This window comes from Actinomadura rugatobispora, assembly GCF_042656285.1.
Classification (GTDB): Bacteria; Actinomycetota; Actinomycetes; order Streptosporangiales; family Streptosporangiaceae; genus Spirillospora; species Spirillospora rugatobispora.
In genome coordinates, this window is the sequence record NZ_JBHSON010000064.1 from 12,782 (window position 1) to 36,776 (window position 23,995).

The window sequence follows — 23,995 nt, forward strand, 5'->3', positions numbered from 1 at the left end:
TGACGTTACCGCCTCCGGCGGGGCCCGTGCCCACCGGACGGGCACAGGACGCGATCACAATTCGGCGCGCCCGTCCGCCGGGGCGCCCGCGGATCAGCCGTGCCGGGCGTCATGCACGGCCCTTTCGAACGCCGCCCGGTTCCGCAGGTGGGTCGAGGGGTCGAGCGGCATGCCGTCGAGGAAGGCCGCCGGAACGCTCCGCACCCCGCGGACGTCGGCCGCGTACCTGGTCAGCTGCTCCACCATGGGCGTCCGGGTGCCGCGGTGCACGCAGGCGGCGAAGGCCCGGCCGGTGATCCCGGCACGGGCGCCCAGGGCGATCAGCTGCTCGGGCGGCGGGGCGTGCGCGCCCTCGCGGGGCTGATGGGCGAAGAGGGCGTCGTGGTAGGGGTACCAGCTGCGGGCGGGCGCGCACAGCGCGGCGTTCGCGGCGCCGCCGGCCACCGCGGAGCCGGGCGGGGCGGAGCCGTCCGGCACCGGGGGCTCGGCCAGGCCGCGGGCGGCGCCCGGGTCCACCGGTCCGCCGGTGGCGCCCGGCTCGACGGGCCCGCCGGTCGAGCCCGGGTAGCGCGGTTCCACGGGCCCGCCGGTGGAGCCCGGGTAGCCCGGGTCTCCGGGGACGCCGGTCCCGTCCGGGGGCGCCGGGACGTCGGGCGCGGCGGGCGTCACCGGGGCGGGCGCGGGACCGCCGCCCGGCGGGTAGGTCGCGCCGCCGTCGGCGGGCAACTCGATCGCGCGGTAGACGACGCGGAGCCGCCCGCGCGAGGCCAGCCCCTTGATCACCGGGCCGATGGCGTCCTCGACGCGCTTGCACTCCGCGCACCGGTAGTCGGTGAAGACCTCGAGCAGGGGGGCGCTCTCGTCCCCCCACACCACCACGGACGAGCCGTCCGAGGCGCGGGTCACCGGCGGCGGCGGCCCGTCGTAGCCCGTCGCGACCATCGCGCCCGGCTCGTCGTCCCGGTCCCGCAGGACGGCCAGCGCCGCCGGCACGATGGCGATCATCACACCGGCCGCGAGCACGGCGAACAGGCGGCGCCGGCCCTCGCCCGCCGGGTTCCGGTACGGCGGGCTCCCGGGTGCCAACGTGCTCATCGTTCCCCCGATCGATGCGCGTGCGCGCATGTCGAGGCTAACGAAGCGGTTGCGCGGGGAAAGGCATCCGGCGGTGAAGAGAGCGCAAAACGGAGGGCGCCGCGGACCCGTCCCGCGGGTCCGGGGCGCCCCTCGCGCGGCCGGTCACCCGGCCCAGGTCACCGTTAACGGGCGCCCTTGGCGTCGGCGACGGCCTTCTCCAGGGCGGCCGGGCTGCCGAGCTCGTTCTCCAGCTTGCGGTTGTTCAGGAACACCGTCGGGGTGCTGTTGACCTTGCGGGTCTCCAGCGCGTACTTGGTCATCGAGTCGACCTGCGGCTTCTTCTGCTGGTCGGTGACGCACTTCTCGAAGCCGGCGTCGGTCACGCCGACGTCCTTGCCCCAGGCGGCCAGGTCCTTGGCCGCGAAGCCCTCCGAGCCCTCCTGCGGCTGGAACTTGAACAGCGCGTCATGGTAGGAGAGCCACTTGTCGGCCGGGACGCACAGCGCGGCCGCCGCCGACCGCATCGAGTTGCCCTTGATGGGCTCGCGCTGCTCGCCGAACAGGTGGAACGGGTAGTAGACGACCTTGACCTTGCCCTCGGAGGCCAGCTGCTTGACCGTCTTGCCGGTGCTCTCCTCGAACTGCTTGCACGCCGGGCACTGGAAGTCCTCGAAGATCTCCAGCGTCGGCGCGGTCACGCCCGCCTTGGCCATCACGATCGAGCCGTCGGCCTGCCGGCTCAGCGGGGCCTGCGGACCGGTGTAGGGAGCGGCCGTCTGGTCGCGCTTGCCCCGCTGGTCCAGGACGATCACGGTGACCACCACGACCAGCGCCACCGCGACCACCGCGCCGAGCACGACGGCCAGCAGCCGGCGTTGCTTCGCGCGCGCCGCCTGGCGCCTGCGCTCGGCGGCCAGCCGCTCGCGCGCGGTCCGCTCTCGTGCGGCCTTGCTCATGTGGATCTCTCCTATGGGGACGCCGCGCGGGCTCCGGCGCGCGCGGACGGGGCGGTTCCGGCCCGGCGGCCCTCCGGCCGGCCGGCGCCGGGCGATCTCGCTAGCCGGCTCGCGGGCTAGTCGACATGGCCGATCCGCCGGAACTCATCGAACAGGACAAGGACGAACAGCAGGATAGTGACGATGTGCACGGCGGTGCACCAGAGGCAGATCTTGTGCAGGATGGCCAGTTCGGCCGTCACCAGGTACACCACGAACAGCAGCCCCACGCAGACGCTGCCGAGCCGGCCCCAGCGGAACGCCGGGGCGTCCGACCGCAGCGCGGCCGGGGTGATCAGCACGGCGAAGCCGACGAAGAAGGCCAGGCCCAGCAGTGGCAGCGGGATCCCCAGCAGCTCGCTGTACTTGCTCGTGGTGACCGAGTGGCAGTCCACGGTGGAGGTGGTGGTGCAGACCAGCGCCTCCTTCTGGTAGTGGGCCACCGTCAGGTAGGCGGAGACCGCCAGGCCGGCGAGCGTGAGCACCCACGCCGCGACCGGGAACCACCGCGGGCGCGCGGGCGGCGCGGACGGCTCCTCGCCGTCCCGCACCTCGGCGTGCTGCACCATCACTGATCCTTCCGCGAGCGAGCGCACATCACCAAAAGCCGTCCGGGAGCGCCGGTGCGGGCAGGGCGCCCGCCTCCGGCGGGACTCAACCTTAGGGGACGCCGCATAAAATCCGCGTTCGAACACGGCGCGCCCGGCCGGTCCCGGCCCTCGGCCGGTCGCCGGTCCCGGGGCCGAGCATACGACCCGACCGGACTCCTGCCGACCCCCCGCCGGGCGCGAACGGACCGGAACGCACCGAAACGGCCTCGCCCGGAACGCACCCGGGAACGGAACGGCCCGGCCCCTCGGCGAGGGACCGGGCCGACGTGGAAACGCTCCGGAGAAGGCGGCGCCCGGGTCAGCGAGGTGCCGGGTTGCGGACGCCCTCGGCCAGCTCCGTCGTCAGGACGCGCAGCTCCTTCAGCCCGGTGGGCAGGTCGGGCGCGTCCAGGATGCGGCGGACGAACGCCGACCCGACGATGACGCCGTCGGCGAACCCGGCGACCTCGGCGGCCTGGGCGCCGTTGCCGACGCCCAGCCCCAGCCCGACCGGCAGCGCGGACCCGGCGCCGGCGAGGGCGGCGCGGGTGCGCTCGACCAGCCGCGGCGCCCCGGTGTCGACCGCGCTGCGGGCGCCGGTGACGCCCATCAGCGACGCGGCGTAGACGAACCCCCGGGACACTTGGGTGATCTTGGCGATGCGCTCGTCGGTGGAGCTCAGCGCGACCAGGAACACCCGGTCGAGGCCGTGCTCGTCGGAGGCCTCCAGCCAGGGCCCGGCCTCCTCCGGCGTGAGGTCGGGGGTGATCAGGCCCGACCCGCCGGCCGACTTCAGGTCGCGGGCGAAGGCGTCGACGCCGTACCGGTCGACCGGGTTCCAGTACGTCATGACGAGGGTGGCCACGCCGGTGGCGGCCACCGCCTCGACCGTGCGGAACACGTCGGCGACCCGGACGCCGCCGAGCAGCGCCTGGTGGACGGCGTCCTGGATGGTGGGGCCGTCCACCATCGGATCGGAGTAGGGCAGGCCGATCTCGATGACGTCGCAGCCCGCGTCGACCATGACCTTGATCGCCTCGACGGCCCCCTCGTAGCTGGGGAATCCCGCGGGGAGGTAGCCGACCAGCGCGGCGCGCCCCTCGCCCCGGGCCTTGTCGAAGGCGGCCCGCACCGCGCCGGGCGCCTCGATCGCGCTCACTGGGCCGCTCCTTCCGGCATGAGGCCGAAGTACTCGGCGGCGGTGTGCATGTCCTTGTCGCCGCGGCCGGACAGGCAGACCACCACGAGGCCGTCCGGCCCCAGCTCGCGCCCGACCTTGAGGGCGCCGGCCAGGGCGTGCGCGGACTCGATGGCCGGGATGATGCCCTCGGTGCGGCACAGCAGCGCGAAGGCCTCCATCGCCTCGGCGTCGGTGATCGGCCGGTACTCGGCGCGGCCGGTGTCGTGCAGCCACGAGTGCTCGGGGCCGACACCGGGGTAGTCGAGCCCGGCGGAGATCGAGTGCGACTCGACGGTCTGGCCGTCCTCGTCCTGCAGCAGGTAGGTGCGCATGCCGTGGATCACGCCGGCCCGGCCGGCGGAGATCGTCGCGGCGTGCCGGCCGGTCTCGACGCCGTCGCCGGCGGCCTCGAAGCCGCACAGCCGGACGGACTCGTCGCCGACGAAGGCGTGGAAGGCGCCGATGGAGTTGGAGCCGCCGCCCACGCAGGCGACCACCGCGTCGGGCAGCCGGCCGGCGAGCTCCAGCACCTGCGCCCGCGCCTCGACGCCGATGACGCGCTGCAGCTCGCGCACCATCATCGGGAACGGGTGCGGGCCCATGGTGGAGCCGACGCAGTAGTGGGTGCGGTCGACGGTGGCGACCCAGTCGCGGAACGCCTCGTTGCAGGCGTCCTTGAGGGTGCGGCTGCCGGTGCGGACCGGGACGACCTCGGCGCCCAGCATCCGCATCCGGGCGACGTTGAGGGCCTGCCGCTCGGTGTCGACCTCGCCCATGAAGACCGTGCAGTCGAGGCCGAGCAGGGCGGCGGCGGTGGCGGTGGCGACGCCGTGCTGGCCGGCCCCGGTCTCGGCGATCACCCGGGTCTTGCCCATCCGGCGGGCGAGCAGCGCCTGGCCCAGCACGTTGTTGATCTTGTGCGAGCCGGTGTGGTTGAGGTCCTCGCGCTTGAGCAGGATCCGGGCGCCGCCGGCCCGCTCGCCGAAGCGCTCGGCCTCGGTCAGCAGGCTGGGGCGGCCGGCGTAGTTCCTGAGCAGGTCGTCGAGTTCGGCGGTGAAGGCCGGGTCGTTGCGGGCGGTCTCGAACTCGCGGGTCAGCTCGTCGAGCGCGGCCATCAGGGCCTCGGGGGCGAACCGCCCGCCGTAGAGGCCGAAGTGGCCGGACGCGTCCGGGACGGCGGCCGCGGGTCCGCCCGCGGTGTCGGTGGTCATCAGAGTGCGGTCCTGTCGCAGGTGTGGTGGGTCGATCGGGTCACGGAGACGTCTGATCGGCCCGCCATCGTTCGCGCAGGGACAGGGCCGGACCCCGCCCGGGGCCCGTTCGCTCGGATGACTCGGTGTTCATGCCCGTACTTTACCGGTGCTCAGCCGCTCTGGCGCAGCGCCGGGTGGGCGCCGGCCGCCACCAGGTCGGCGACGGCGGTGCGCGGGTCCCTGCCGATGACCAGGCTCTCCCCCACCAGCACGGCGTCGGCGCCGGAGGAGGCGTAGGCCAGCAGGTCGTGCGGGCCGCGCACCCCGGACTCGGCGATCTTGACCACGTCCTTGGGGATCAGCGGCGCCAGCCGGGCGAACACGCCCCGGTCGACCTGGAGGGTCTTCAGGTCGCGGGCGTTGATCCCGATGACCTTGGCGCCCGCGTCCAGCGCGCGCCGCACCTCCTCCTCGGTGTGCGCCTCCACCAGCGGCAGCAGCCCGATCGACTGGGCCCGCTCGACCAGCGAGACCAGCGCGTCCTGCTCCAGCGCGGCGACGATCAGCAGCGCCACGTCGGCGCCGTGGGCGCGCGCCTCCCACAGCTGGTAGGCGGTGACGATGAAGTCCTTGCGCAGCACCGCGATGTCGACGTTGGCGCGCACCGCGGCCAGGTCGTCCAGGCTGCCGCCGAAGCGGCGGCGCTCGGTCAGCACGCTGATCACCTTGGCGCCGCCGGACTCGTAGTCGCGGGCGAGCGCGGCCGGGTCGGCGATGGCGGCCAGCGCGCCCTTGGACGGGCTGCTGCGCTTCACCTCGGCGATCACCCCGACGCCGGGGCCGCGCAGGGCGCCCAGCGCGTCGCGCGGGGGCGGGGCCGCGGCGGCCTTCTCCTTGAGGGCGGCGAGCGGAACCTCCCGCTGCCGTTCGGCGAGATCGGCCCGGACGCCTTCGATGATCTCGTCGAGCACGCTGCCGGTCTGCCCGCTCACGCTGCACCTCCCGCCGCTCGCCTCCGACGCGCCGGACGGCTCCGGCCGATCCGGCCGTTGCCGCGCACCTCCGGCTCACACACGCGGGGCCCCCATATGGTCAGGTCGTTCCGTGCACCGATCGTAGCCGCCCCCTCCGACGGTCCACGCACCCGCCCTGAGCCTCGGGCCGGACGGGGCGGTCCGCGCACGGGGGCCGGCGCGGGGCTACGGCGCCAGAACCTGCGCGAACGGCAGGTTCCGCAGGATCCAGTAGAGCCCGAGAACGCCCAGGAAGGCGTAGAGCACCCGGGGGCGCAGCAGCACGGAACGCATCGGGACGCCCCGGGCCGCGCTGACCGTCCAGCGGATCCACAGGTAGGCGAAGACCGGCAGCAGCAGCATGACGAGGGGGTTCATCCCGAACGCCTGGCCCACGTCGCCGTGCATCAGGGAGTGGGTCATGCGCAGGCCCCCGCACCCGGGGCAGTACCACCCGGTCAGCCCCAGGGACGGGCACGTGGGGTAGTGGCCGGGCTCGTGCGGGTCCACGAACGCCACCAGGACCGCCCCGACGGCCGCCGCGGCCCCCACGCCCAGCGGTCGCAGCAGCGCGCCTCCGCGCCTCTGCGTGCGTCCGGCGGGCGGTCCTTGTACGGGAGTGCTGCCTGTCACGCCGCCCAGCCTAGGCGTCCAGGACGTACCCCACGCCGCGCACGGTCCGGATGGGGCTTCCCTCGCCCAGCTTGGAGCGCAGCTGGGCGATGTGGACGTCCACGGTGCGGCTCCCGGCGCCCGCGCCCGGCCCCCAGGCCGCGTCGAGGAGCTGCTCGCGGGTGAAGACCCGCCCGGCGTTCCCCATGAGGAACTCCAGAAGGTCGAACTCGGTGACGGTGAGGGCGACGGAACGCTCCCCGACGGCGACCGTGCGGGCGCGCGGGTCCATGGCCACCGTCCCCGCCCGGAGCGTTCCCGGGGGCGGGCCGGGCCCATCACCGCGCAGGGCGTCCCCCACGGCGCTCACCAGCACTCTGGGGCTGAACGGCCTGGTCACCCTGTGCTCGCCCAGGCCGCGGGCGGCCGCGGGCTCCAGCGGGCCGGTCACGGCCACGACGGGGGCGCTCCCCGCCGCCTCGGCCACGCGCCGGTAGAGGTCGGTGGGCAGCGCGGCGGTGGACAGGTCCAGGACGACCACATCCGGCCGCAGCCGCCCGGCGGCCGACGCCGCACGCGCCGGGTCGGTCTCCAGCTCGATCTCGTAGCCCTCGCGGGCGAGATAGCGGCGCTCCAGCTCGGCGACGCCCTCGTCGTGCTCGACCAGCAGGACCAGGCCGCCGCCCCCTCCCTCGAGGTTCATGGGCGGCGGTCGCCGGACGCGGGGCGGGCCGCCGCGGAAGAGGCGGTCGGGTCTTCGCCGCGGTCGAGCGACTTCCACAGGCTCGCGGGGTCGTCGGCCGCTCCGGTGCGGTCTTCGGCCGGGCGCTCGGCGCCGCCGGAGCCGACAGGGCCGTCGTCGGAGCCGTCGCCGGGGCCGCTGCCAGGGCCCTCGCCGGCGGGACGCGGGGAGGCGGAGGCCGGCGCGCGCTCGTACCGCGCCGACATGCCCGGCCAGCGGGCGCCGCGCAGCACGGTGACCGCGCCCGCGGCCACCAGGAGCAGCCCCCCGGCCAGCGACACCGCCCACCAGGGCCCGACCTCGACGGACAGGTTCCCGCCCAGCCGCAGCAGGGCGCTCTTCTCGCCCGCGGCGGCCAGCACGTCGGACCGCTGGACGACCGTCACCGAGCCGTACCCGATGCCCGCCCCGAACAGGGCCAGCAGCACGCCCACGCCCGCGCGCACACGGCCCTGGGTGGCGAACAGCGCGGCGAGCCCGGCCAGGGCGGCCCAGCCCAGGGCGCCCGCGGCGCCGCCCAGGTCACGGCCGGTGAGGTCCTGGGCGAAGGGCGTGATGGCGTCCTGGGCCCGCACGGTCGCCCAGGGGCGCCCGGCGGCCAGCAGCGCGAGCCCGGCGCCGCCTGCGCACAGCAGCGCGGCCAGGCCGCGCTCACGGCTGGGGCTCACGGGCTCTCGGAACCTCCCGGGGCGGCGGGCCTCTCCCCGACGACCGGCTCGAGCACGTCGGCGTCCCAGCAGGTGCGGTCGCCGGTGTGGCAGGCGGCGCCGACCTGGTCGACCTTCACCAGGATCGCGTCGCCGTCGCAGTCGAGCGCGACCGACTTGACCCACTGCTGGTGCCCGGAGCTCTCGCCCTTCACCCAGTACTCCTGGCGGCTGCGCGACCAGTAGGTGCAGCGGCCGGTGGTCAGGGTGCGGTGCAGGGCCTCGTCGTCCATCCAGCCCAGCATGAGCACCTCGCCGGTGTCATGCTGCTGGGCGATGGCCGGGACGAGGCCGTCCTTGGTGCGCTTGAGACGGTCAGCGATCTTGGGGTCCAGGTTGGACGCGCTAGCGGACATGCGATCCATTGTGCCTGCTCCCCCGCGCGACCCGGCACAACCCCGCCCGCGCCCGCGCGCCGTCCGCCCGCCCGCGCATACGGCAAAGCCCGCACCCCCGGCTCGGGATGCGGGCCATGCTGTAGGACTAGGGTGTAACGCGTGTTACAGGGGGACGACCTGGTCGGCCTGCGGACCCCGGTTACCCTGCGTCACTTCGAACTGGACGCGCTGGTTCTCGTCCAGCGTGCGGTACCCGGAGGACTGGATCGCCGAGTAGTGCACGAACACGTCCGGCCCACCGCCGTCGACGGCGATGAAACCGAAGCCCTTCTCGGCGTTGAACCACTTCACGGTGCCCTGCTGGGGCATGTCTTTCTCCTTGCGGCAAAACGTGGGCCCACACCTCGCGGGCCCAGCGCGGTCACTGCGGAACGCTCTCGCCTCCCGGTACGGTCCCGGAAAAGCCAAAACGCCCGCTGCCATCAGTCCGCGGGCGTCTGACAAACGATCGAGAACCACGACTGCAACCGACGGCCCCACCGTATCACCGGTTCCCCGTAAAGCGGAGGAGCTACAACCCCCCCGATTCACCTGTCGGCGAACCTTCCCGTTACCGCCCCGTTAAAGGCGCCAACCCGTCTCATGGAGGATGTCGAGGGCCTGCGGCGACCCGGTGAGGCGTACACGCGCGACATCGGCGCGCCCGAGGGCCCACAGCACCAATTCCCCCACCGGTCCGTGGACGCGGACGCCCCCTCCGGAGCGGGACGGCGGGCCCGTGCGGCCGGGCCCGGAGGCGCGACCGGCGGCGCCGCCGGGGGTTCGGCGGCCCCGCCCGGAGGAGGCCCGGGCGGTCCGGCCGTCGGGGCGGATCAAGGTGACCTCAACCGGCACTTTTCTTAGCGCAAAGCGGGCAATTTTTATCCGCCGCCACAGAAGGTCCTCCAGGGCCGGGCTCAGCGTCCGGGGCTCCCAGTCGGGACGAGCCCTGCGGACGTCCTCATGATGGACAAAGAACTCGACCGCGTTCGCGTTTTTGTCCATGACCGGAACCGCGTACGGCGACCACTTCGGAGGTCCGCGCCGAATCCGGTCCACCAGCTCCTCGAAGGCGCTCGTCCGTACCGCCCGGCGCCGTACCCGCTCCGTGTGGAAGGCCAGGAGGGGCAGCAGAATTCCCGGCCCGGCGTCCGGGCGGCCCTCCCGCACGACCAGGTGCGCGGCGAGATCGGCGGCCGTCCAGCCGGCGCATCCGGTGGGCGCGGCGGGGCCGGCCTCGGCCAGCGCGTCGCACAGCGCCGACCGCTCGTCCCGGACGGGCCGCACGGGCGCGCGCGACGGCGCAGCATCCCGCCCGAAATGCCGATTCATCCGGCGATGGTAGGCCCTGCCCCCTTCATGGGGAATAAGGGGTCTCTGCGGATGGTAGGCATGTGCACGCCCGCAACCCCGTCCAGCGCCCGGAGGGGGTCGCGCCAGGGCGTCGGCGTCTGTGTGGAGGAGTGTCCGTGCCAAGTGGGTCGACGCGTGTCAAGTCACGCATCCTCCGAGAGGGGATGCGGGTCCTGTGGGTGGCGGTGCGCGCCGAGCCCAGGGTCTTCGCGCTCTCGGTCATCGCCAGCGGCCTGTACGCCGCGATGACCGTGGGCACCGCCCGGGTCCTCGGGTGGGCCACCGAGGAGGTGATCCTCCCGGCCTTCGAGTCGGGTGACACGACGGCGGGGGCCCTGGCCTCCGCCGCGACCGCGATCCTGGCGGTCGCGCTGTTCAAGGCGCTGGGGGTGGCGGGCCGCCGCTTCTTCGCGGGGCTGATGCAGTACCGGATGCAGGCCAGGTACCGGCGCGCGGTGACCCGCCAGTACCTGCGGCTCCCCCTGGCCTGGCACCACCGGCACCCCACCGGGCAGCTGCTGTCCAACGCCAACGCCGACGTGGAGGCGTCGTGGGCGCCGATCGCGCCGCTGCCGATGGCGGTGGGCGTGGTGTTCATGCTGCTGATCGCCGCGGTCTCGATCGTGCTCACCGACGTGACGGTGGCGGTCGTCGGCTTCCTGGTGTTCCCCGCCATCGCGCTGCTCAACGTCCTCTACCAGCGCCGGCTGGCGCCCGTCGCGACCCGCGCGCAGCAGCTGCGCGCCGAGGTCAGCGAGGTGGCGCACGAGAGCTTCGAGGGCGGCCTGGTGGTCAAGACCCTCGGCCGGGAGCGGTCGGAGACCGAGCGGTTCGCCGGGGCGGCGGACGCGCTGCGGGACGCCAACATCGCGGTCGGGCGGGTCCGCGGGCTGTTCGACCCCGTGCTGGAGGCGCTGCCCAACCTGGGCGTCCTGGCCGTGCTGTGGGTCGGGTCCGTCCGGTTGCAGGGCGGCGCCATGACGGCCGGCGACCTCGTCAACGTGGCCTACCTCTTCACTCTGCTGGCCTTCCCCATCCGCGCCCTGGGGTGGGTGCTGGCGGAGGTGCCCCGCAGTGTCGTCGGATGGCGGCGGGTACGGGGCGTCCTGGACGCCGGGGGCTCCCTGCCGTACGGGGACGGTGCCCTGGACGGGGACAAGGCCGCGGAACTGGAGGTGCGCGAGGTCCGCTTCGCCTACGAGGCGCCCGTCGCACCGGCCGACGCGAACGACTCCACCGGCGACTCCGCCGGCGATGCCGGCGGCGCTCCCGCCGAGCGCGGCGACGACCTCGGGGCGCCCGAGAGGGCGGCCGCGACCGAACAGGTCAGGGTGCTCCACGACGTGAGCTTCGCCGCGGCGCCCGGCCGCACGATCGCGATCGTCGGCCCCACCGGCTCCGGGAAGTCCACGCTGACCTCGCTCCTGGTGCGGCTGGTCGACCCCGCCGACGGCTCGGTGCTGCTGGACGGGGTAGACGTGCGCGACGTCAGGCAAGGAGGGGTGGCGGAGACCGCCGCGCTGGTCCCCCAGCAGACGTTCCTGTTCGACGACGACGTGCGCGGCAACGTGACCCTCGGCCTGGACGTGCCGGACGAGCGCGTGTGGGAGGCCCTGCGCCTGGCCCAGGCGGACGGTTTCGTGGCCGCGCTCCCCGATGGCCTGCACACCGAGGTCGGCGAGCGCGGCGCGACGCTGTCGGGCGGCCAGCGCCAGCGCTTGGCCCTGGCGCGCGCCCTCGTGCGACGCCCCCGCCTGCTGGTCCTGGACGACGCCACGTCCAGTGTCGACCCCCAGGTGGAGGCCCGGATCCTGGAGGGCATCCGGGACACCCAGGAGAGCGGGGAGAACGGGGCCACCGTCGTGGTGGTCGCCTACCGGAAGGCGACGATCTCACTGGCGGACGAGGTCGTCTACATGGAGCGCGGCCGCGTCCTGGACCGCGGCGCGCACACCGAGCTGCTGGAGCGCTCCGAGGGCTACCGCAACCTCGTCAACGCCTACGAGCGCGCCGAGGCGGAGCAGGAGGCGCTGGAAGGCGACGAGGAGCCCGCCACGGAGAAGGCCCGGACAGTGACCGGCGAGGACGAGGAGCAGGGGGCGCTCGCACAATGACCACTCTCAACGAAGTGGCCGCGGGCGAGGGCGCCCTGGCCACGCTGCGGCGCGGCATCCGGCTGAGCCCCGAGTTCGGGGCCGGGCTGGCCGGGACGCTGCTGCTGGCGCTGGTGGCGACGGCGGGCCGCGTGGTGGTGCCCGTCGCGGTCCAGCAGACGATCGACCGGGGCCTGGGCGCGGCGGGCGGGCCCGACGTCGCGTTCATCCGGAACGCGGTGCTGCTGTGCGCGGTGGCGGTGCTGGCGACCGCGCTGAGCGCGTACGCGATGAACGTCCGCCTCTACCGGTCCTCCGAGACGGGGCTGGCCACGCTGCGGGTGAAGGCGTTCCGGCACGTGCACGACCTGTCGATGCTGACCCAGAGCGGCGAGCGGCGCGGCGCGCTGGTCTCGCGGGTCACCGGCGACGTGGACCAGATCAGCCAGTTCATGCAGTGGGGCGGGCTGATGATCATCGTGTCGCTGGGGCAGCTGGTGGTGGCCAGCGTGCTGATGGCGGTCTACTCCTGGCAGCTGACGCTGCTGGTGTGGGTGACGTTCCTGCCGCTGGCGTTCGCGCTGCGCTGGATCCAGCGGCTGGTGTCGGGCGCCTACACGCGGGTGCGCGAGCGCATGGGCGACCTGCTGGCAGCGGTCAGCGAGTCGGTCGTGGGGGCTCCGGTCATCCGCGCCTACGGGGCGGAGGAGCGCACCGCGCAGCGCGTGGACGAGAGCGTGGACGCGACCCGGCGGGCGCAGACGAAGGCGCAGGGACTCGTGGCGCTCACCTTCCCCACCAGCGAGCTGGTCGCGGCGACGGCCACGGCCGGGGTCGTGGTGGCCGGGACGCTGCTGGGCGTGGGCGGGCACCTGTCGGCCGGGAAGCTGGTGGCGTTCCTGTTCCTGGTGACCCTGTTCGTCAGCCCGATGCAGACGGCCACCGAGGTCCTGAACGAGGCGCAGAACGCCATCGCCGGGTGGCGGCGGGTGCTGGGCGTCCTCGACACCGAGCCCGACGTGGCCGACCCGGGCGAGGACGGGGAGGTGCTGCCGCGCGGCCCGATCGAGATCCGTTTCGAGGACGTGGGGTTCGCCTACCCCGGCGGGCCGCCCGTGCTGCACGAGGTGAACGCGGCCATCGCGCCGCGCTCCCGGGTGGCCGTGGTGGGCGAGACGGGCTCGGGCAAGACCACGTTCGCGAAGCTGCTCACGCGGCTCATGGACCCCGCGTCGGGACGCGTCCTGGTGGACGGGGTGGAGCTGGACCGGGTCCGCTTCTCCTCGCTGCGGGAGCGGATCGTGATGGTGCCGCAGGACGGGTTCCTGTTCGACGCGTCGCTGGCCGACAACGTCCGCTACGGCAGGCCGGACGCCACCGACGAGGACCTGCTGCTGGCGATGACCGAGCTGGGCCTGGCCGACTGGCTGGAGGGCCTGCCGCGGGGGCTGGAGACGCCGGTGGGGCAGCGCGGCGAGTCGCTGTCGGCCGGCGAGCGGCAGCTGGTCGCGCTGGCCCGCGCCTACATCGCCGACCCGGACCTGCTGGTGCTGGACGAGGCCACCTCGGCCGTCGACCCGGCCACCGAGGTCCGGATCCAGCGGGCGCTGGACGGGGTGACGCGGGGCCGGACGGCGATCTCGATCGCGCACCGGCTGTCGACGGCGGAGTCGGCCGACGAGGTGATCGTGTTCGACGCGGGGCGGATCGTCCAGCGCGGCCCGCACGCCGAGCTGGTCGCCCGGCCCGGGGTCTACGCGGACCTGCACGCGTCGTGGATCGCCCAGCGGGCGCTGTGATGTCCGGCCGGTGCCGCCGGCGGGGACATACCCATTGGTACTTCCCGGGGGGAGGCTTGGGGTGGCCCTGACCGGGGAAGGAGACCGGCCGATCAGGGGTAAAGCACTTGCCCGATATCTGGTCGGGTGCGCATTCTGGCGTGGTGAAGAACGAGGTCGTGATGCAATCAGCGGGCACGTTGCACGGTCAGCTGCAGCGGGGTCTGGGCAGGGCGGCGCGGCGCGCGGCCGACAAGCCGGGCGCGGGCGAGTACGTGTACGACTGCATACGCCGCGATCCGCGCTATGACCCCCAGTGCGAGACGCGCGGCCTGTATTACGCCCGGCTCATGGTCGATCTGGAGCTGCCGACGGGCCCGGTGGCCGAGCACCTCTTCGACCCGGCCGACGCCTGGCACGCCGAGGGCGACGAGTGGCGGGTCCAGCTCGCGCTGGACGTGCTGACCGAACTGGTGCGGCTGAGCCGCCGGGAGGCCGCCGGCCCGCTCCGCCAGTACGCCGAGGAGGGCGACCACTGGTTCGACGCGCTGGACGCCCTGACCGGGCTGGGCGATCCGGCGCTGGCGGCGGGCATGGACGCGCTGGTCGCGGCCAGATGCGACGAGGCCGCTTTGGACTGCCTGATCTCCGATCCGGGCAATCCGGTGATCGAGAGCTGGGCGTCCCGGCAGCCGCGGATCGCGGCGGCGCTGACCCGGGTGCGGGAGAACGGGCGGGCGCGGCGTCTCGCCGGGGTGGGCACGGGTGAGCGCGGCGACCGGTCCGAGCGGACCGAGGCCGAGCTGCTCGACATGGCCCGGCGGCGCGACGACGGCGCCGTCGCGGCCATTTTCGAACTGGGCCGCAGGCGCGCCCCCGGGTTGCTCGACCTGGCGGAGGAGATCCTGCCGCAGCGTCCCAACAGATGGGGCGGCGCGGTGTGCCGGGCATTGCGGCAGTACGGGCCCGAGGCGCTGCCGCGGGCGCGGTCCTGGGCCACCACGCGGGGCGGGTGCGCGGACATGGGCTTGAGCATCCTGGCCCGCTACGGCACCCACCAGGACATCCCCCTGTTGATGACCGAACTGCATGTCGCTTTGGAACGCCGGGACTGGGGCGGCGCCGCCGGGCCCATCGAGGGGCTGGGCAGGCTGCGCGCCGGCGAGGCCGTCCCGCTGCTGAAGACCGCTTGGACCGAGTCGACCTACTCGTATCTACGACCGCGTGTGCTCACCGCTTTGACCCGCACCGCCCCCCACACCGCCGAGTCCTACACCATCGAGGGCCTGTGGGACTGCGAGGAAGGCGTCCGGCAGGTCGCCTCCCAGACCGCCCCCCTCACCCCCGAGACCCGCATCCGGCTGCAGCGCCTGCACCACGACGACGCCGAGGAGCCCGGCGTGCGCGCCACCGCCGCGGGCCGCCTGATGTAGCGGGACCCGGCCTCATGGAGCGGGGCCCCGAACGATTCCCGCCGGGCGCTGAACCGCCGGTCCCCCGGGTGCGTACCTCCCGTCGATCACGCAAACATCGCGGGAGGACGGGCCCATGGGCTCCCTGTACCAGATGACCCCGGTCAAGGCCGCGCTGCTGTGCGGCGCCGTCATCGTGCCGCTGGCCGCCGGCTGCTCCGGCTCGTCCGGCTCGGCGTCGCACTCGGGCCACGAGGGGCCGGCCGCCAAGCCGGCCACCATCGAGCAGCTGGCCCAGAAGACCGGCTGCACGCTGGCCGGCAAGCGCAACTCCGCCGAGCTCCGGCAGGGCGCCTGCCAGACCTCGCGGGGCCGCTACACGCTGGTGAGCTTCACCGACGACAAGGGGCGCGACTCCTGGCTCACCGAGGCCAAGCCGTGGGGCGGCTCGTACCTGGTGGGGCCGCGGTGGGTGGCCGTCGCCACGCCGCCGATCCTGGAGTCGCTGCGCAAGGAGGTGGGCGGCAAGATCATCAATGGCGACCAGCACCACTCCGGCGGCTGACCCGGGCCCGTGCCGTCACCGCCGGGTACTACTTTCGTCACGCGCGGTTCCGCCTCCGGGAGGGCGAGCGGCGGGGGCGGCGCCCTCTAGACTCGCTGCCATGATCTCCCCTGTTCGACGGAAACTGGCCGTGCTCCCCCTGGTGCTGCTGCCCCTGGGCGCGGCCGCGGCGTGCAGCAGCGAGAACGCGACGACGGACTGCACGGTCAACGCGTGCACCGTGACTTTCAACCGCGGCGTCGACGCGAGCGCGTCCATCCTCGGGGTGAAGGCCGAGCTGGTCAGCGTGCAGGGCCAGAACGTGACGATGAAGGTCGCCGGACAGCAGATCACCGTTCCGGTGGGCGAGGGCGAGCAGGCCGACGGGTTCGACGTGTCGGTCCAGTCGGTCACCCAGGACAACGTGGTCGTCAAGATCTCCAACGGCGGCGGCGGCTGATCCCGTCCGGGCCCGCGCGGCGGGCCCGGACGCGTAGTATTCGACCATGCGTTCGATCGATGTGGCCGAGCGGCGGCTCCGGCTGGCCCTGCGCCACCGGCTGGCCCCCTCGGCCCGCGCCGGCGGCCCCGCCGACGTCGCCCGGTCCCTGGTGGCCCTGCACGCCACCGACCCCGCCACGGTCTTCCTCTCGGTGGCGGCGCGCGGCGACGGGATCGCCCCGGCCGACGTCGAGAGCGCGCTCTACGACGACCGCGCGCTGCTGCGGATGCTGGCCATGCGCCGCACGATGTTCGTGGTGCCGGTCGAGCTGGTCCCGACGCTGCAGGCCGCGTGCGCCGACGCGCTGGCCGTCCGGCAGCGCCGCACCTACGCCCGGCTCATGGAGCGCGGCGGCATCCTCGACCAGATCGACGTCCCCGCGGGCGGCCTCGACGCCTGGCTCGACGAGGTGGAGGAGGCCACGCACCGGGCCCTGCTGGCCCGCGGCGAGGCCACCGGGGCGCAGCTCAGCACCGACGAGCCGCGGCTGCGCGTCAAGGTCGACGCCGCGCCGGGCAAGTCCTACTCCCGGCCCACCGGCATCACCACCTGGGTCCTGGTCACGCTGGGCTGCAAGGGCCGCATCGTGCGCGGCCGCCCCAACGGATCGTGGATCAGCAGCCAGTACCGCTGGGCCCCCGTCGAGGAGTGGCTGCCCGGCGGCATCGCCCCGCTGCCCGCCGACCGGGCCCGCGCCGAGCTGGCCGGCCGCTGGCTGCGCGCGTTCGGGCCCGCGCCGGTCTCCGACCTCAAGTGGTGGACGGGCTGGAGCGCCGGCGAGGTGAAGAAGGCCCTGGCCCTGCTGGACGTGGGCGAGGTCGAGCTGACCGGCGGGCCGGCCGGCGACACCACCGGGCTGGTCCTGGCCGACGACCTGGAGGCCCCGCCGGAGCCGTCCGGCGGCCCGTGGGCGGCGCTGCTGCCCGCCCTCGACCCCACCCCGATGGGCTGGCAGGAGCGCGGCTGGTTCCTCGGCGGGCACGCGCCGCGGCTGTTCGACCGCTCCGGCAACATCGGCCCGACCGTGTGGTGGGACGGCCGCGTGGTGGGCGGCTGGGCGCAGCGCGCCGACGGTGAGATCGCGGTGCGGCTGCTGGAGGACGCGGGCGCCGAGGCGGAGGCGGCGGTCGCCGCCGAGGCCGAGCGGATCGGCGCCTGGTGCGGCGACGTCCGCGTGACCCCGCGCTTCCGCACCCCCCTGGAACGCGAGCTCACCGCCTGACCCCCCGCCTGACCCACCGCCATCGGCCCCGCGACCTCGCCTTCCGCGCCGGCGCCCGGCCGAACGAGCGGGGCGGCGCGCGGCGGGTTCCGCGCATCGGCGAAGATGTGGGCATGCCCGCAGAACGCATGCTCCCCACCGCCGAAGCCGAGGACCTCATCGAGCTGACCCGCGACATCGCGCGCAAGGAGCTGGCGCCGCGCGCCGCCCCCGCCGAGGAGGCCGCGGCCTTCCCCCGCGAGATGTTCCGCGTGCTCGGCCGGGCCGGGCTGCTGGGCCTGCCCTACCCCGAGGACCAGGGCGGCGGCGGGCAGCCGTACGAGATCTACCTGCAGGTGCTGGAGGAGATCGCCTCGGTGTGGGCGTCGGTCGCGGTCGGGGTCAGCGTGCACACCCTGTCCTGCTACCCGCTGGCCACCTTCGGCACCGACGAGCAGCGCAAGCGGCTGCCCGAGATGCTCGGCGGCGAGCTGCTGGGCGGGTACGCGCTGTCGGAGGCGCACGCGGGCTCGGACGCCGGCGCGCTCAGCACCCGCGCGGTGCCCGACGGCGAGGGCTACCGGGTGAACGGCACCAAGACCTGGATCACCCACGGCGGCGAGGCCGACTTCTACGTGCTGTTCGCGCGGACGTCCGACGACGGCGGCCGCGGCATCAGCTGCTTCCTCACCGAGGGGCGGATGGACGGGCTGACGTTCGGGCCGCCCGAGCGGAAGATGGGGCTCACCGGCTCCACCACCGCGCAGCTGATCTTCGAGGACGCCCGGCTGCCCGCCGGGAGCCGGCTGGCCGAGGAGGGGCAGGGCTTCCCGATCGCGCTGTCGGCGCTGGACTCGGGACGGCTGGGCATCGCGGCGTGCGCGGTGGGCCTGGCGCAGGGGGCGCTGGACCACGCGGTGTCGTACGCGGCCCGGCGCGAGCAGTTCGGCCGGCCCATCATCGCCAACCAGGGGCTGTCGTTCCTGCTGGCCGACATGGCCGCCGCCGTGGAGTCGGCCCGCGCCACCTACCTGGACGCGGCCCGGCGCAAGGACCGGGGGCTGCCGTTCGGGCGGCAGGCCTCGATCGCCAAGCTGGTCGCGACGGACGCGGCGATGAAGGTGACGATCGACGCCGTGCAGGTGCTGGGCGGGTACGGCTACACCCGCGACTTCCCGGTCGAGCGGTACATGCGCGAGGCCAAGGTGATGCAGATCTTCGAGGGCACCAACCAGATCCAGCGCATGGTCATCGGCCGCCACCTGGCCCGCGACGCCGAGCAGCGCGGCTCCTGAACCGCCGGGGCGACCGCCCTAGTAGGGGGTGCCGTACGGGCCCATCGCGGCGGCGCGGCGGCGCTTGACGCTGCTGTTGCGCATCACCGCGATCACGACGAACGCCGCGCCCCCGGCCGCGCCGAGCCCGAGGCAGGCCAGCATCGCCAGGCCCAGGTACCCGTAGGAGGTGTCGTCGGGCGTCATGAGCATGTCCCCGGAGCCCTCGCAGGTCAGCCGGGCGCTGCCGGTCAGCGGGGCCTCGAACGTGGCGGCGTAGCGGTAGCCGGTGCGGTCGCTGGCGCTCCAGGAGTGCTCGCGGGTCAGCGGGAACGGGTCGGGCCTGCCGTCCCTGACCAGGGCGCAGGACGCCGGCGTGGGGTCGCCGAGGCGCACGTACAGGAAGTAGGTGTGCCCCGCCTTGAGCTCGACGGAGATGCCGGCCCGCGCGTCCCCGCTCGCGCTGGGCCCGTCGGCGGCCTGGGAGTCCTGCCAGTTGAGGGCGAACACCACGATGAAGATCAGCAGCGGCACCAGCACGAGCGCGAGCGGCAGCGCGTACCAGCCGCTGCCCGGGCGCACGGGCGGGAGGTCCTTGCCGGACGGAGCCCCCGGCCGGGTCGGCGGCTGAGGCGGCGGCCCCATGGGCAGATCGGATCCGGGCCACATGCTGAGCTCCCCCGCGCGGTATTTCCTTTATCTCCGCAAATATAGTCCGGAGGTGTGATGAGCGGCCCAAACGGATATTGTTACTAAGTAGTAGCCACAATCGGCCGACGGACACCCGTCCCCGCCGGGGTCGTACGGCGACTGGAGAGTCATCATGGCGCTCAGGGACCGTTGGCACACCCCTCCGATCCGCATGCCCAGCCCCCCCACGCTGCGGACGCGCGCCCTCATGCCCTACCCCTTCAACCGCTACCGGGTCGAGCGCGACCTGCCGGTCACCATGAACGACGGCGTGACGCTGCTCGCCGACCGGTACGTGCCCGTCGGCACGCGGCAGCCCCCGCCCACCATCCTGGTCCGGACCCCCTACGGCCGGCGCGGCCCCGCCGCCGTCCTCAACGGCCTGCCGTTCGTGCCGTTCGGCTTCCAGCTCCTGGTGCAGAGCGCCCGCGGGACGTTCGGGTCGGGCGGCGAGTTCGACCCCCTGGGCAGCGAGCGCGACGACGGCCTGGCCACGGTGGAGTGGCTGCGGAACCAGCCCTGGTTCAACGGGTCGTTCGCCACGTACGGCGCCAGCTACCTCGGGTACTCGGCCTGGGCCCTGGCGGCGGAGGCGGGCCCCGAGCTCAAGGCGATGTCCCTGCAGATCACCGCCTCCTCCTTCCGGGACGCCGCGTACGTGGGCGGATCGTTCGCCCTGGAGTCCACCCTGTCCTGGACCACCCTCACCCGCCACCAGCAGCAGCCGTTCGGGATGTTCACCGCGCCGCTGCTGTCCCGGCGCAGGGCGCTCCGCGCCGCCCGCAGCGGACGCCCCCTGTCGGAGCTGGACGCCCTCACCGGCGGCGCCCCCATGAGCTTCTACCAGGACCTCCTGGCCGCCCACCGCGACCCCGGATCGGCCTACTGGCTCAAGCGCGACTTCAGCGGGACGGTCGGCGAGGTGACCGCCCCGGTGGCCCTCCTGGGCGGCTGGTACGACGTGTTCCTGCCGTGGCAGGTCAGGGACTACCTCGCGCTCAGGGCCGCCGGGCACCGCCCGTACCTCACGATCGGGCCGTGGTGGCACACCGACGCCCGCCACGCCGTGGTGTCGTTCCGGGAGTCGCTGGCCTGGTTCCGCGCGCACCTGCTGGACGACCCCTCCGGGCTGCGGCCCAACCCCGTCCGCGTCTACCTCACCGGGGGCCGGGAGTGGCGCGACTACGCCGACTGGCCGCCGCCCGGCATGCGGCAGGAGCGCTGGCACCTGCACGCCGGAGGCGGCCTGGGCGTGGACGGGCCACAGGACGCTCCCGCCAGCCACTACCGCTTCGAGCCCACACGCCCCACCCCGGCCCTGGGCGGGCCCACGCTCCTGGGCAGTTCCAAGCCCGTGGACAACCGTCCCCTGGAGAGGCGCCCCGACGTCCTGGTCTTCTCCTCGCCCGTGCTGGCGGAGGACCTCGACCTCGTCGGGCCGGTGGCGGCCGACCTGTTCGTCCGGTCCAGCCGCGAGCACACCGACTTCATCGTGCGGCTGTGCGACGTGGCCCCGGACGGGACGTCCCTGAACGTGTGCGAGGGCGGCCTGCGCCTGGACCCGGACCGGCCGGTCGCGGCGGACAAGCCCGTGGGCACCGAGGGCGTGCGGCGGCTGGCGATCGACCTGTGGCCCACCGGGCACCGGTTCCGCCGGGGCCACCGCGTCCGGGTGCACGTGACCAGCGGCGCCCACCCCAAGGTCGCGGCCAACCCGGGCACCGGTGAGCCGCTCGCCACCGCCCGCGACTCCGTCCCGGCGCTGCAGGAGGTCTTCCACGACCCCGACCGCCCCTCGGCGATCCTGCTGCCGGTCGTGGTGCGCTCGCCGGAGGCGGCCCTGCCCGCGCCCGAGGAGGAGGACTGGGAGGTTTCCGCCCCGGCGGGTAGGATGTCCAGGTCATGAGCGTTCCAGGATCCACCGCACGGCTGCGCATGGTGCTGTTCACCATGGCGCTGACCTGCGTTGACGACGGACTCTGTCGCGGCTGACCCCGCCGCCGTCCGCTCCCCACGCCTCCTGGAGACCCCCTTTGTCCGCGACGCTGCCTCCGCGTGCCCGCCTGCTCCCCCCGCCGGTCACCTCCTCCCCCGCCCCGCCCGCCGAAGATCTCGGCCCGGTCGACCGCGTCCCGCTGCTGGTGGCCGCCCTCGGCTCGGCCGCCCTCACCGCCTACGTCTGGACGCAGCACGGCGCCAAGCAGGGCGTCCTCCTACTCCTCGGCCTCGGCCTGGGCCTGGCGCTGTTCCACTCCCGCTTCGGGTTCACCTCCGCCTGGCGGCAGCTCACGGCCGTCGGCAACGGCGCGGGCCTGCGCGCCCACGCCCTCCTCCTCGGCTCCACCGCCACCCTCTTCGCCCTGATCATCGGCACCGGCACCGGCCTGTTCGGCTCCACGCCCGCGCCCTCCGGCGGCGACCTGGGCGTGGCGCTGATCGCCGGCGCGTTCCTGTTCGGCATCGGCATGCAGCTCGGCGGCGCCTGCGCGTCCGGGACGCTGTTCGCGATCGGCTCGGGCCAGTCCACGATCGTGCTGACGCTGGGCGGGTTCATCATCGGCTCGATCCTCTACACCTGGCAGTTCGACCTGGTGAAGGACCTGCCGGCCCTCCCGGGCGTGGTCCTGGCCGACCACATCGGCTGGTTCGGCTCCTGGGCCGTCACGATCGCCGCGCTGGCGGGCGTCGTCGCGCTGACCCGGGTGATCCAGAAACGCCGCAACCCGCCCCCGGTCGGCACCGTCCCCTCCGCCCGCGGGCCGCTGCGGATCGTCCGCGGCTCCTGGCCGCTGCTGGCCGGGGCCGTCGTGCTGGCCGTCCTGGGCGCCGGCGTCCTGCTGGTCTCCGGCGGCGCCTGGGGCATCACCAGCGCGTTCGCCCTCTGGGGCGCCAAGTTCCTGCAGCTGATCGGGCTGCACCCGGAGACGTGGTCGTTCTGGGAGCAGCCGCGGCAGGCCGCGATGCTGAACGGCCCCGTCCTGGCCGACAAGACCAGCCTGACCGACATCGGCATCATGCTCGGCGCCGCCGTCGCCGCCGCCGCGAGCGGCGCGTGGACGCTGCACCGGAACATTCCCTGGCGCACCGCGGCCGCCGCCGTCCTGGGCGGGATCATCATGGGCGTCGGCGCCCGCCTCGCCGGCGGCTGCAACATCGGCGCCTACCTGGCCGGCATCGCCTCCGGCAGCCTGCACGGCTGGCTGTGGGGCCTGGCCGCCATCGGCGGCACCTACGTCGGCCTGCGCGCCCGCACCCTCTTCGGCCTGGCCAACCCCACACCCCGCGACAGCGTCTGCTGACTTGACCTCAACCCCGTAGCCCCCTCAAAGAAGCCGGACGCCGTCATGCTCCCGGACGGCGGGCTCAGCGCCGTCCCGCAACGCGTCCCGCACCCTGATGGCGAACGCCTCGTCCATCAGGCCGTCGAGCTCGTCCACCGAAGCCCAGCGGAAATCCTTGGCCTCCCCGGTCTCCACGAGACGGCCGCCGGTGGCGCGACAGCGGAACACCAGCGCGACGATGCCACGCGCCATGTTCTTGTAGACGCCGGTCAGCGGTCCGGGCTCGACCTCCAGCCCGGTCTCCTCCCGGACCTCGCGGCGCAGCCCTTCGTGGACGGTCTCGTCCAGTTCCAGGACGCCACCGGGCGGCTCCCAGTGGCCGTTGTCGCGGCGCTGGACGAGCAGCGCCCGTTTCCGATCGTCGAGGACGACCCCCGCTACGCTCACCGAGTACCCGGCCAATGATCACCTCTCAAGCTCGTAGGCTCGAACGCTGATACACGTATGGACGAGTGAAGGAGCCCACGTGCCGGACCTGCCGCTGGAGCGCATCGACCCCGACAGCGACCGCGCGGCGTTCCGGCAGATCGCCGACCACCTGCGGACGCTGATCCAGCGGGGAACGCTGCAGCCCGGCGACAGGGTCCCGTCCGAGGCCCGGCTCATGGAGCACTACGGCGTGGCTCGCATGACCGTCCGCCAGGCCCTCCAGGTGTTGCGGTCGGAAGGTCTGGTGGTCGCCGAGCACGGACGCGGGGTGTTCGTCCGCGAGCGGCCCCGTGTCCGGCGTCTGGCCTCCGACCGCTTCGCCCGCGGGCACCGCGCCCGAGGCAAGGCCACCTTCATCGCGGAGGTCGAGGAGTCTGGGTCGAAACCGACGGTCGACACGGTCGAGGTCACCGAGGAAGAGGCGGACGCCGACGTCGCGGAACGGCTGGGGCTGCAGGCGGGAGCCCGGGTGATCGTCCGCCGGCGCCGCTACCTCATCGACGGCCGTCCCGCTGAGACCGCGGTCTCCTACCTGCCCGCTCAGATCGCCGCCGGCACGGCGATCGCCCGGCCCGACAGCGGGCCGGGCGGCATCTATGCCCGCCTTGAGGAGCTCGGGCACCATCTCGCCCGCTTCACCGAGGAAGTGCGAAGCCGCATGCCGCTCCAGGAGGAGGCACGCGCCCTGCGGCTGCCGGCCGGCGTCCCCGTGTTCCACCTGATCCGGACGGCGTACGACACCACGGGGCGCCCCGTCGAGGTGTGCGACACCGTGATGTCCTCCGACGCTCACGTTCTGCAGTACGAACTTCCCGCTCAGTAACGCTTGCATGTCCAGAGGACTTACCTTACAAAGGAATTTCCTCTAGACGAGTAGGCGTCTAGACATGAC

24 protein-coding genes are annotated in these 23,995 nt (G+C 74.1%); 10 read left to right on the plus strand and 14 right to left on the minus strand.

Features of this window, described 5'->3' with window-relative positions:
- Positions 1–93: 93 nt before the first annotated feature.
- The 12 genes from ACFPZN_RS36355 to ACFPZN_RS36410 form a co-directional block, all read right to left on the minus strand.
- Positions 94–1,095 (minus strand): DsbA family protein, encoded by a 1,002-nt coding sequence (locus ACFPZN_RS36355; RefSeq protein WP_378286992.1) that lies wholly within the window; start codon positions 1,093–1,095, stop codon positions 94–96.
- Between the two features lie 164 nt (positions 1,096–1,259).
- Positions 1,260–2,033 (minus strand): DsbA family protein, encoded by a 774-nt coding sequence (locus tag ACFPZN_RS36360; RefSeq protein ID WP_378286993.1) that lies wholly within the window; start codon positions 2,031–2,033, stop codon positions 1,260–1,262.
- A 116-nt stretch (positions 2,034–2,149) separates the two neighbouring features.
- Positions 2,150–2,641 (minus strand): vitamin K epoxide reductase family protein, encoded by a 492-nt coding sequence (locus ACFPZN_RS36365; protein WP_378286994.1) that lies wholly within the window; start codon positions 2,639–2,641, stop codon positions 2,150–2,152.
- Positions 2,642–2,981: 340 nt separating this feature from the next.
- The gene (gene trpA, locus ACFPZN_RS36370) at positions 2,982–3,812 is read right to left on the minus strand and encodes a tryptophan synthase subunit alpha (protein ID WP_378287047.1); all 831 of its coding nucleotides are present in this window, start codon (positions 3,810–3,812) and stop codon (positions 2,982–2,984) included.
- A 5-nt stretch (positions 3,813–3,817) separates the two neighbouring features.
- On the minus strand, positions 3,818–5,053 hold the full coding sequence (gene trpB / locus ACFPZN_RS36375) for a tryptophan synthase subunit beta (protein WP_378286995.1): 1,236 nt from the start codon (positions 5,051–5,053) through the stop codon (positions 3,818–3,820).
- A 152-nt stretch (positions 5,054–5,205) separates the two neighbouring features.
- Complete coding sequence (trpC, locus tag ACFPZN_RS36380; RefSeq protein WP_378286996.1) at positions 5,206–6,027, minus strand: indole-3-glycerol phosphate synthase TrpC; 822 nt, start codon at positions 6,025–6,027, stop codon at positions 5,206–5,208.
- Between the two features lie 207 nt (positions 6,028–6,234).
- Entirely contained in the window at positions 6,235–6,681 is a 447-nt protein-coding gene (locus ACFPZN_RS36385; RefSeq protein WP_378286997.1) for a DUF2752 domain-containing protein, read from the minus strand.
- A gap of 10 nt (positions 6,682–6,691) precedes the next feature.
- Positions 6,692–7,363: a response regulator transcription factor gene (locus tag ACFPZN_RS36390; protein ID WP_378286998.1), complete on the minus strand. Its 672-nt coding sequence runs from the start codon at positions 7,361–7,363 to the stop codon at positions 6,692–6,694.
- A complete protein-coding gene (locus ACFPZN_RS36395; RefSeq protein ID WP_378286999.1) occupies positions 7,360–8,070 on the minus strand; it encodes a Trp biosynthesis-associated membrane protein in 711 nt (236 codons plus the stop codon). The genes ACFPZN_RS36390 and ACFPZN_RS36395 overlap by 4 nt, the downstream gene beginning before the upstream one ends.
- Entirely contained in the window at positions 8,067–8,465 is a 399-nt protein-coding gene (gene hisI, locus ACFPZN_RS36400; protein ID WP_378287000.1) for a phosphoribosyl-AMP cyclohydrolase, read from the minus strand. The genes ACFPZN_RS36395 and hisI overlap by 4 nt, the downstream gene beginning before the upstream one ends.
- 144 nt (positions 8,466–8,609) lie before the next feature.
- A complete protein-coding gene (locus tag ACFPZN_RS36405; RefSeq protein WP_018657218.1) occupies positions 8,610–8,816 on the minus strand; it encodes a cold-shock protein in 207 nt (68 codons plus the stop codon).
- A 252-nt stretch (positions 8,817–9,068) separates the two neighbouring features.
- Positions 9,069–9,818 carry a TIGR03085 family metal-binding protein gene (locus ACFPZN_RS36410; RefSeq protein WP_378287001.1) on the minus strand — a complete coding sequence of 250 codons (750 nt, stop codon included), beginning with the start codon at positions 9,816–9,818 and terminating at the stop codon, positions 9,069–9,071.
- A 185-nt stretch (positions 9,819–10,003) separates the two neighbouring features.
- Between ACFPZN_RS36410 and ACFPZN_RS36415 the strand changes: the two genes are divergently transcribed.
- From ACFPZN_RS36415 to ACFPZN_RS36445, 7 genes are all read left to right on the plus strand, one after another.
- Positions 10,004–11,953: an ABC transporter ATP-binding protein gene (locus ACFPZN_RS36415; protein WP_378287002.1), complete on the plus strand. Its 1,950-nt coding sequence runs from the start codon at positions 10,004–10,006 to the stop codon at positions 11,951–11,953.
- Positions 11,950–13,731 carry an ABC transporter ATP-binding protein gene (locus ACFPZN_RS36420; protein ID WP_378287003.1) on the plus strand — a complete coding sequence of 594 codons (1,782 nt, stop codon included), beginning with the start codon at positions 11,950–11,952 and terminating at the stop codon, positions 13,729–13,731. The genes ACFPZN_RS36415 and ACFPZN_RS36420 overlap by 4 nt, the downstream gene beginning before the upstream one ends.
- Before the next feature lie 143 nt (positions 13,732–13,874).
- Positions 13,875–15,143: a hypothetical protein gene (locus tag ACFPZN_RS36425; protein ID WP_378287004.1), complete on the plus strand. Its 1,269-nt coding sequence runs from the start codon at positions 13,875–13,877 to the stop codon at positions 15,141–15,143.
- A 115-nt stretch (positions 15,144–15,258) separates the two neighbouring features.
- The gene (locus ACFPZN_RS36430) at positions 15,259–15,687 is read left to right on the plus strand and encodes a hypothetical protein (protein ID WP_378287006.1); all 429 of its coding nucleotides are present in this window, start codon (positions 15,259–15,261) and stop codon (positions 15,685–15,687) included.
- A 100-nt stretch (positions 15,688–15,787) separates the two neighbouring features.
- Complete coding sequence (locus ACFPZN_RS36435; RefSeq protein WP_378287007.1) at positions 15,788–16,126, plus strand: hypothetical protein; 339 nt, start codon at positions 15,788–15,790, stop codon at positions 16,124–16,126.
- Between the two features lie 46 nt (positions 16,127–16,172).
- Positions 16,173–17,390: a winged helix DNA-binding domain-containing protein gene (locus ACFPZN_RS36440; protein WP_378287008.1), complete on the plus strand. Its 1,218-nt coding sequence runs from the start codon at positions 16,173–16,175 to the stop codon at positions 17,388–17,390.
- 113 nt (positions 17,391–17,503) lie between these two features.
- Positions 17,504–18,664 (plus strand): acyl-CoA dehydrogenase family protein, encoded by a 1,161-nt coding sequence (locus tag ACFPZN_RS36445; RefSeq protein ID WP_378287010.1) that lies wholly within the window; start codon positions 17,504–17,506, stop codon positions 18,662–18,664.
- Positions 18,665–18,682: 18 nt separating this feature from the next.
- On the opposite strand, the gene ACFPZN_RS36450 is transcribed toward ACFPZN_RS36445, so the two are convergent.
- Entirely contained in the window at positions 18,683–19,312 is a 630-nt protein-coding gene (locus tag ACFPZN_RS36450) for a hypothetical protein (RefSeq protein WP_378287011.1), read from the minus strand.
- 193 nt (positions 19,313–19,505) lie between these two features.
- Between ACFPZN_RS36450 and ACFPZN_RS36455 the strand changes: the two genes are divergently transcribed.
- Entirely contained in the window at positions 19,506–21,239 is a 1,734-nt protein-coding gene (locus tag ACFPZN_RS36455) for a CocE/NonD family hydrolase (RefSeq protein WP_378287012.1), read from the plus strand.
- A gap of 127 nt (positions 21,240–21,366) precedes the next feature.
- The gene (locus tag ACFPZN_RS36460) at positions 21,367–22,632 is read left to right on the plus strand and encodes a YeeE/YedE family protein (RefSeq protein ID WP_378287013.1); all 1,266 of its coding nucleotides are present in this window, start codon (positions 21,367–21,369) and stop codon (positions 22,630–22,632) included.
- A gap of 24 nt (positions 22,633–22,656) precedes the next feature.
- On the opposite strand, the gene ACFPZN_RS36465 is transcribed toward ACFPZN_RS36460, so the two are convergent.
- Positions 22,657–23,061: an NUDIX hydrolase gene (locus tag ACFPZN_RS36465; protein ID WP_378287014.1), complete on the minus strand. Its 405-nt coding sequence runs from the start codon at positions 23,059–23,061 to the stop codon at positions 22,657–22,659.
- A gap of 79 nt (positions 23,062–23,140) precedes the next feature.
- On the opposite strand from ACFPZN_RS36465, the gene ACFPZN_RS36470 reads away from it, so the two are divergent.
- Positions 23,141–23,926 (plus strand): GntR family transcriptional regulator, encoded by a 786-nt coding sequence (locus ACFPZN_RS36470; RefSeq protein ID WP_378287015.1) that lies wholly within the window; start codon positions 23,141–23,143, stop codon positions 23,924–23,926.
- The last annotated feature ends 69 nt before the right edge of the window (positions 23,927–23,995 follow it).

Bases quoted from the DNA above. Each gene is read 5' to 3' on its own strand.
- ACFPZN_RS36410 (WP_378287001.1), bottom strand. From the start codon at position 9,818: ATGAATCGGCATTTCGGGCGGGATGCTGCGCCGTCGCGCGCGCCCGTG.
- hisI (WP_378287000.1), bottom strand. From the start codon at position 8,465: ATGTCCGCTAGCGCGTCCAACCTGGACCCCAAGATCGCTGACCGTCTC.
- ACFPZN_RS36355 (WP_378286992.1), bottom strand. From the start codon at position 1,095: ATGAGCACGTTGGCACCCGGGAGCCCGCCGTACCGGAACCCGGCGGGC.
- ACFPZN_RS36445 (WP_378287010.1), top strand. From the start codon at position 17,504: ATGCCCGCAGAACGCATGCTCCCCACCGCCGAAGCCGAGGACCTCATC.
- ACFPZN_RS36450 (WP_378287011.1), bottom strand. From the start codon at position 19,312: ATGTGGCCCGGATCCGATCTGCCCATGGGGCCGCCGCCTCAGCCGCCG.
- trpB (WP_378286995.1), bottom strand. From the start codon at position 5,053: ATGACCACCGACACCGCGGGCGGACCCGCGGCCGCCGTCCCGGACGCG.
- ACFPZN_RS36430 (WP_378287006.1), top strand. From the start codon at position 15,259: ATGGGCTCCCTGTACCAGATGACCCCGGTCAAGGCCGCGCTGCTGTGC.
- ACFPZN_RS36435 (WP_378287007.1), top strand. From the start codon at position 15,788: ATGATCTCCCCTGTTCGACGGAAACTGGCCGTGCTCCCCCTGGTGCTG.
- ACFPZN_RS36360 (WP_378286993.1), bottom strand. From the start codon at position 2,033: ATGAGCAAGGCCGCACGAGAGCGGACCGCGCGCGAGCGGCTGGCCGCC.
- ACFPZN_RS36415 (WP_378287002.1), top strand. From the start codon at position 10,004: ATGCGGGTCCTGTGGGTGGCGGTGCGCGCCGAGCCCAGGGTCTTCGCG.
- ACFPZN_RS36390 (WP_378286998.1), bottom strand. From the start codon at position 7,363: ATGAACCTCGAGGGAGGGGGCGGCGGCCTGGTCCTGCTGGTCGAGCAC.
- ACFPZN_RS36405 (WP_018657218.1), bottom strand. From the start codon at position 8,816: ATGCCCCAGCAGGGCACCGTGAAGTGGTTCAACGCCGAGAAGGGCTTC.
- ACFPZN_RS36365 (WP_378286994.1), bottom strand. From the start codon at position 2,641: ATGGTGCAGCACGCCGAGGTGCGGGACGGCGAGGAGCCGTCCGCGCCG.
- ACFPZN_RS36420 (WP_378287003.1), top strand. From the start codon at position 11,950: ATGACCACTCTCAACGAAGTGGCCGCGGGCGAGGGCGCCCTGGCCACG.
- ACFPZN_RS36440 (WP_378287008.1), top strand. From the start codon at position 16,173: ATGCGTTCGATCGATGTGGCCGAGCGGCGGCTCCGGCTGGCCCTGCGC.
- ACFPZN_RS36455 (WP_378287012.1), top strand. From the start codon at position 19,506: ATGCCCAGCCCCCCCACGCTGCGGACGCGCGCCCTCATGCCCTACCCC.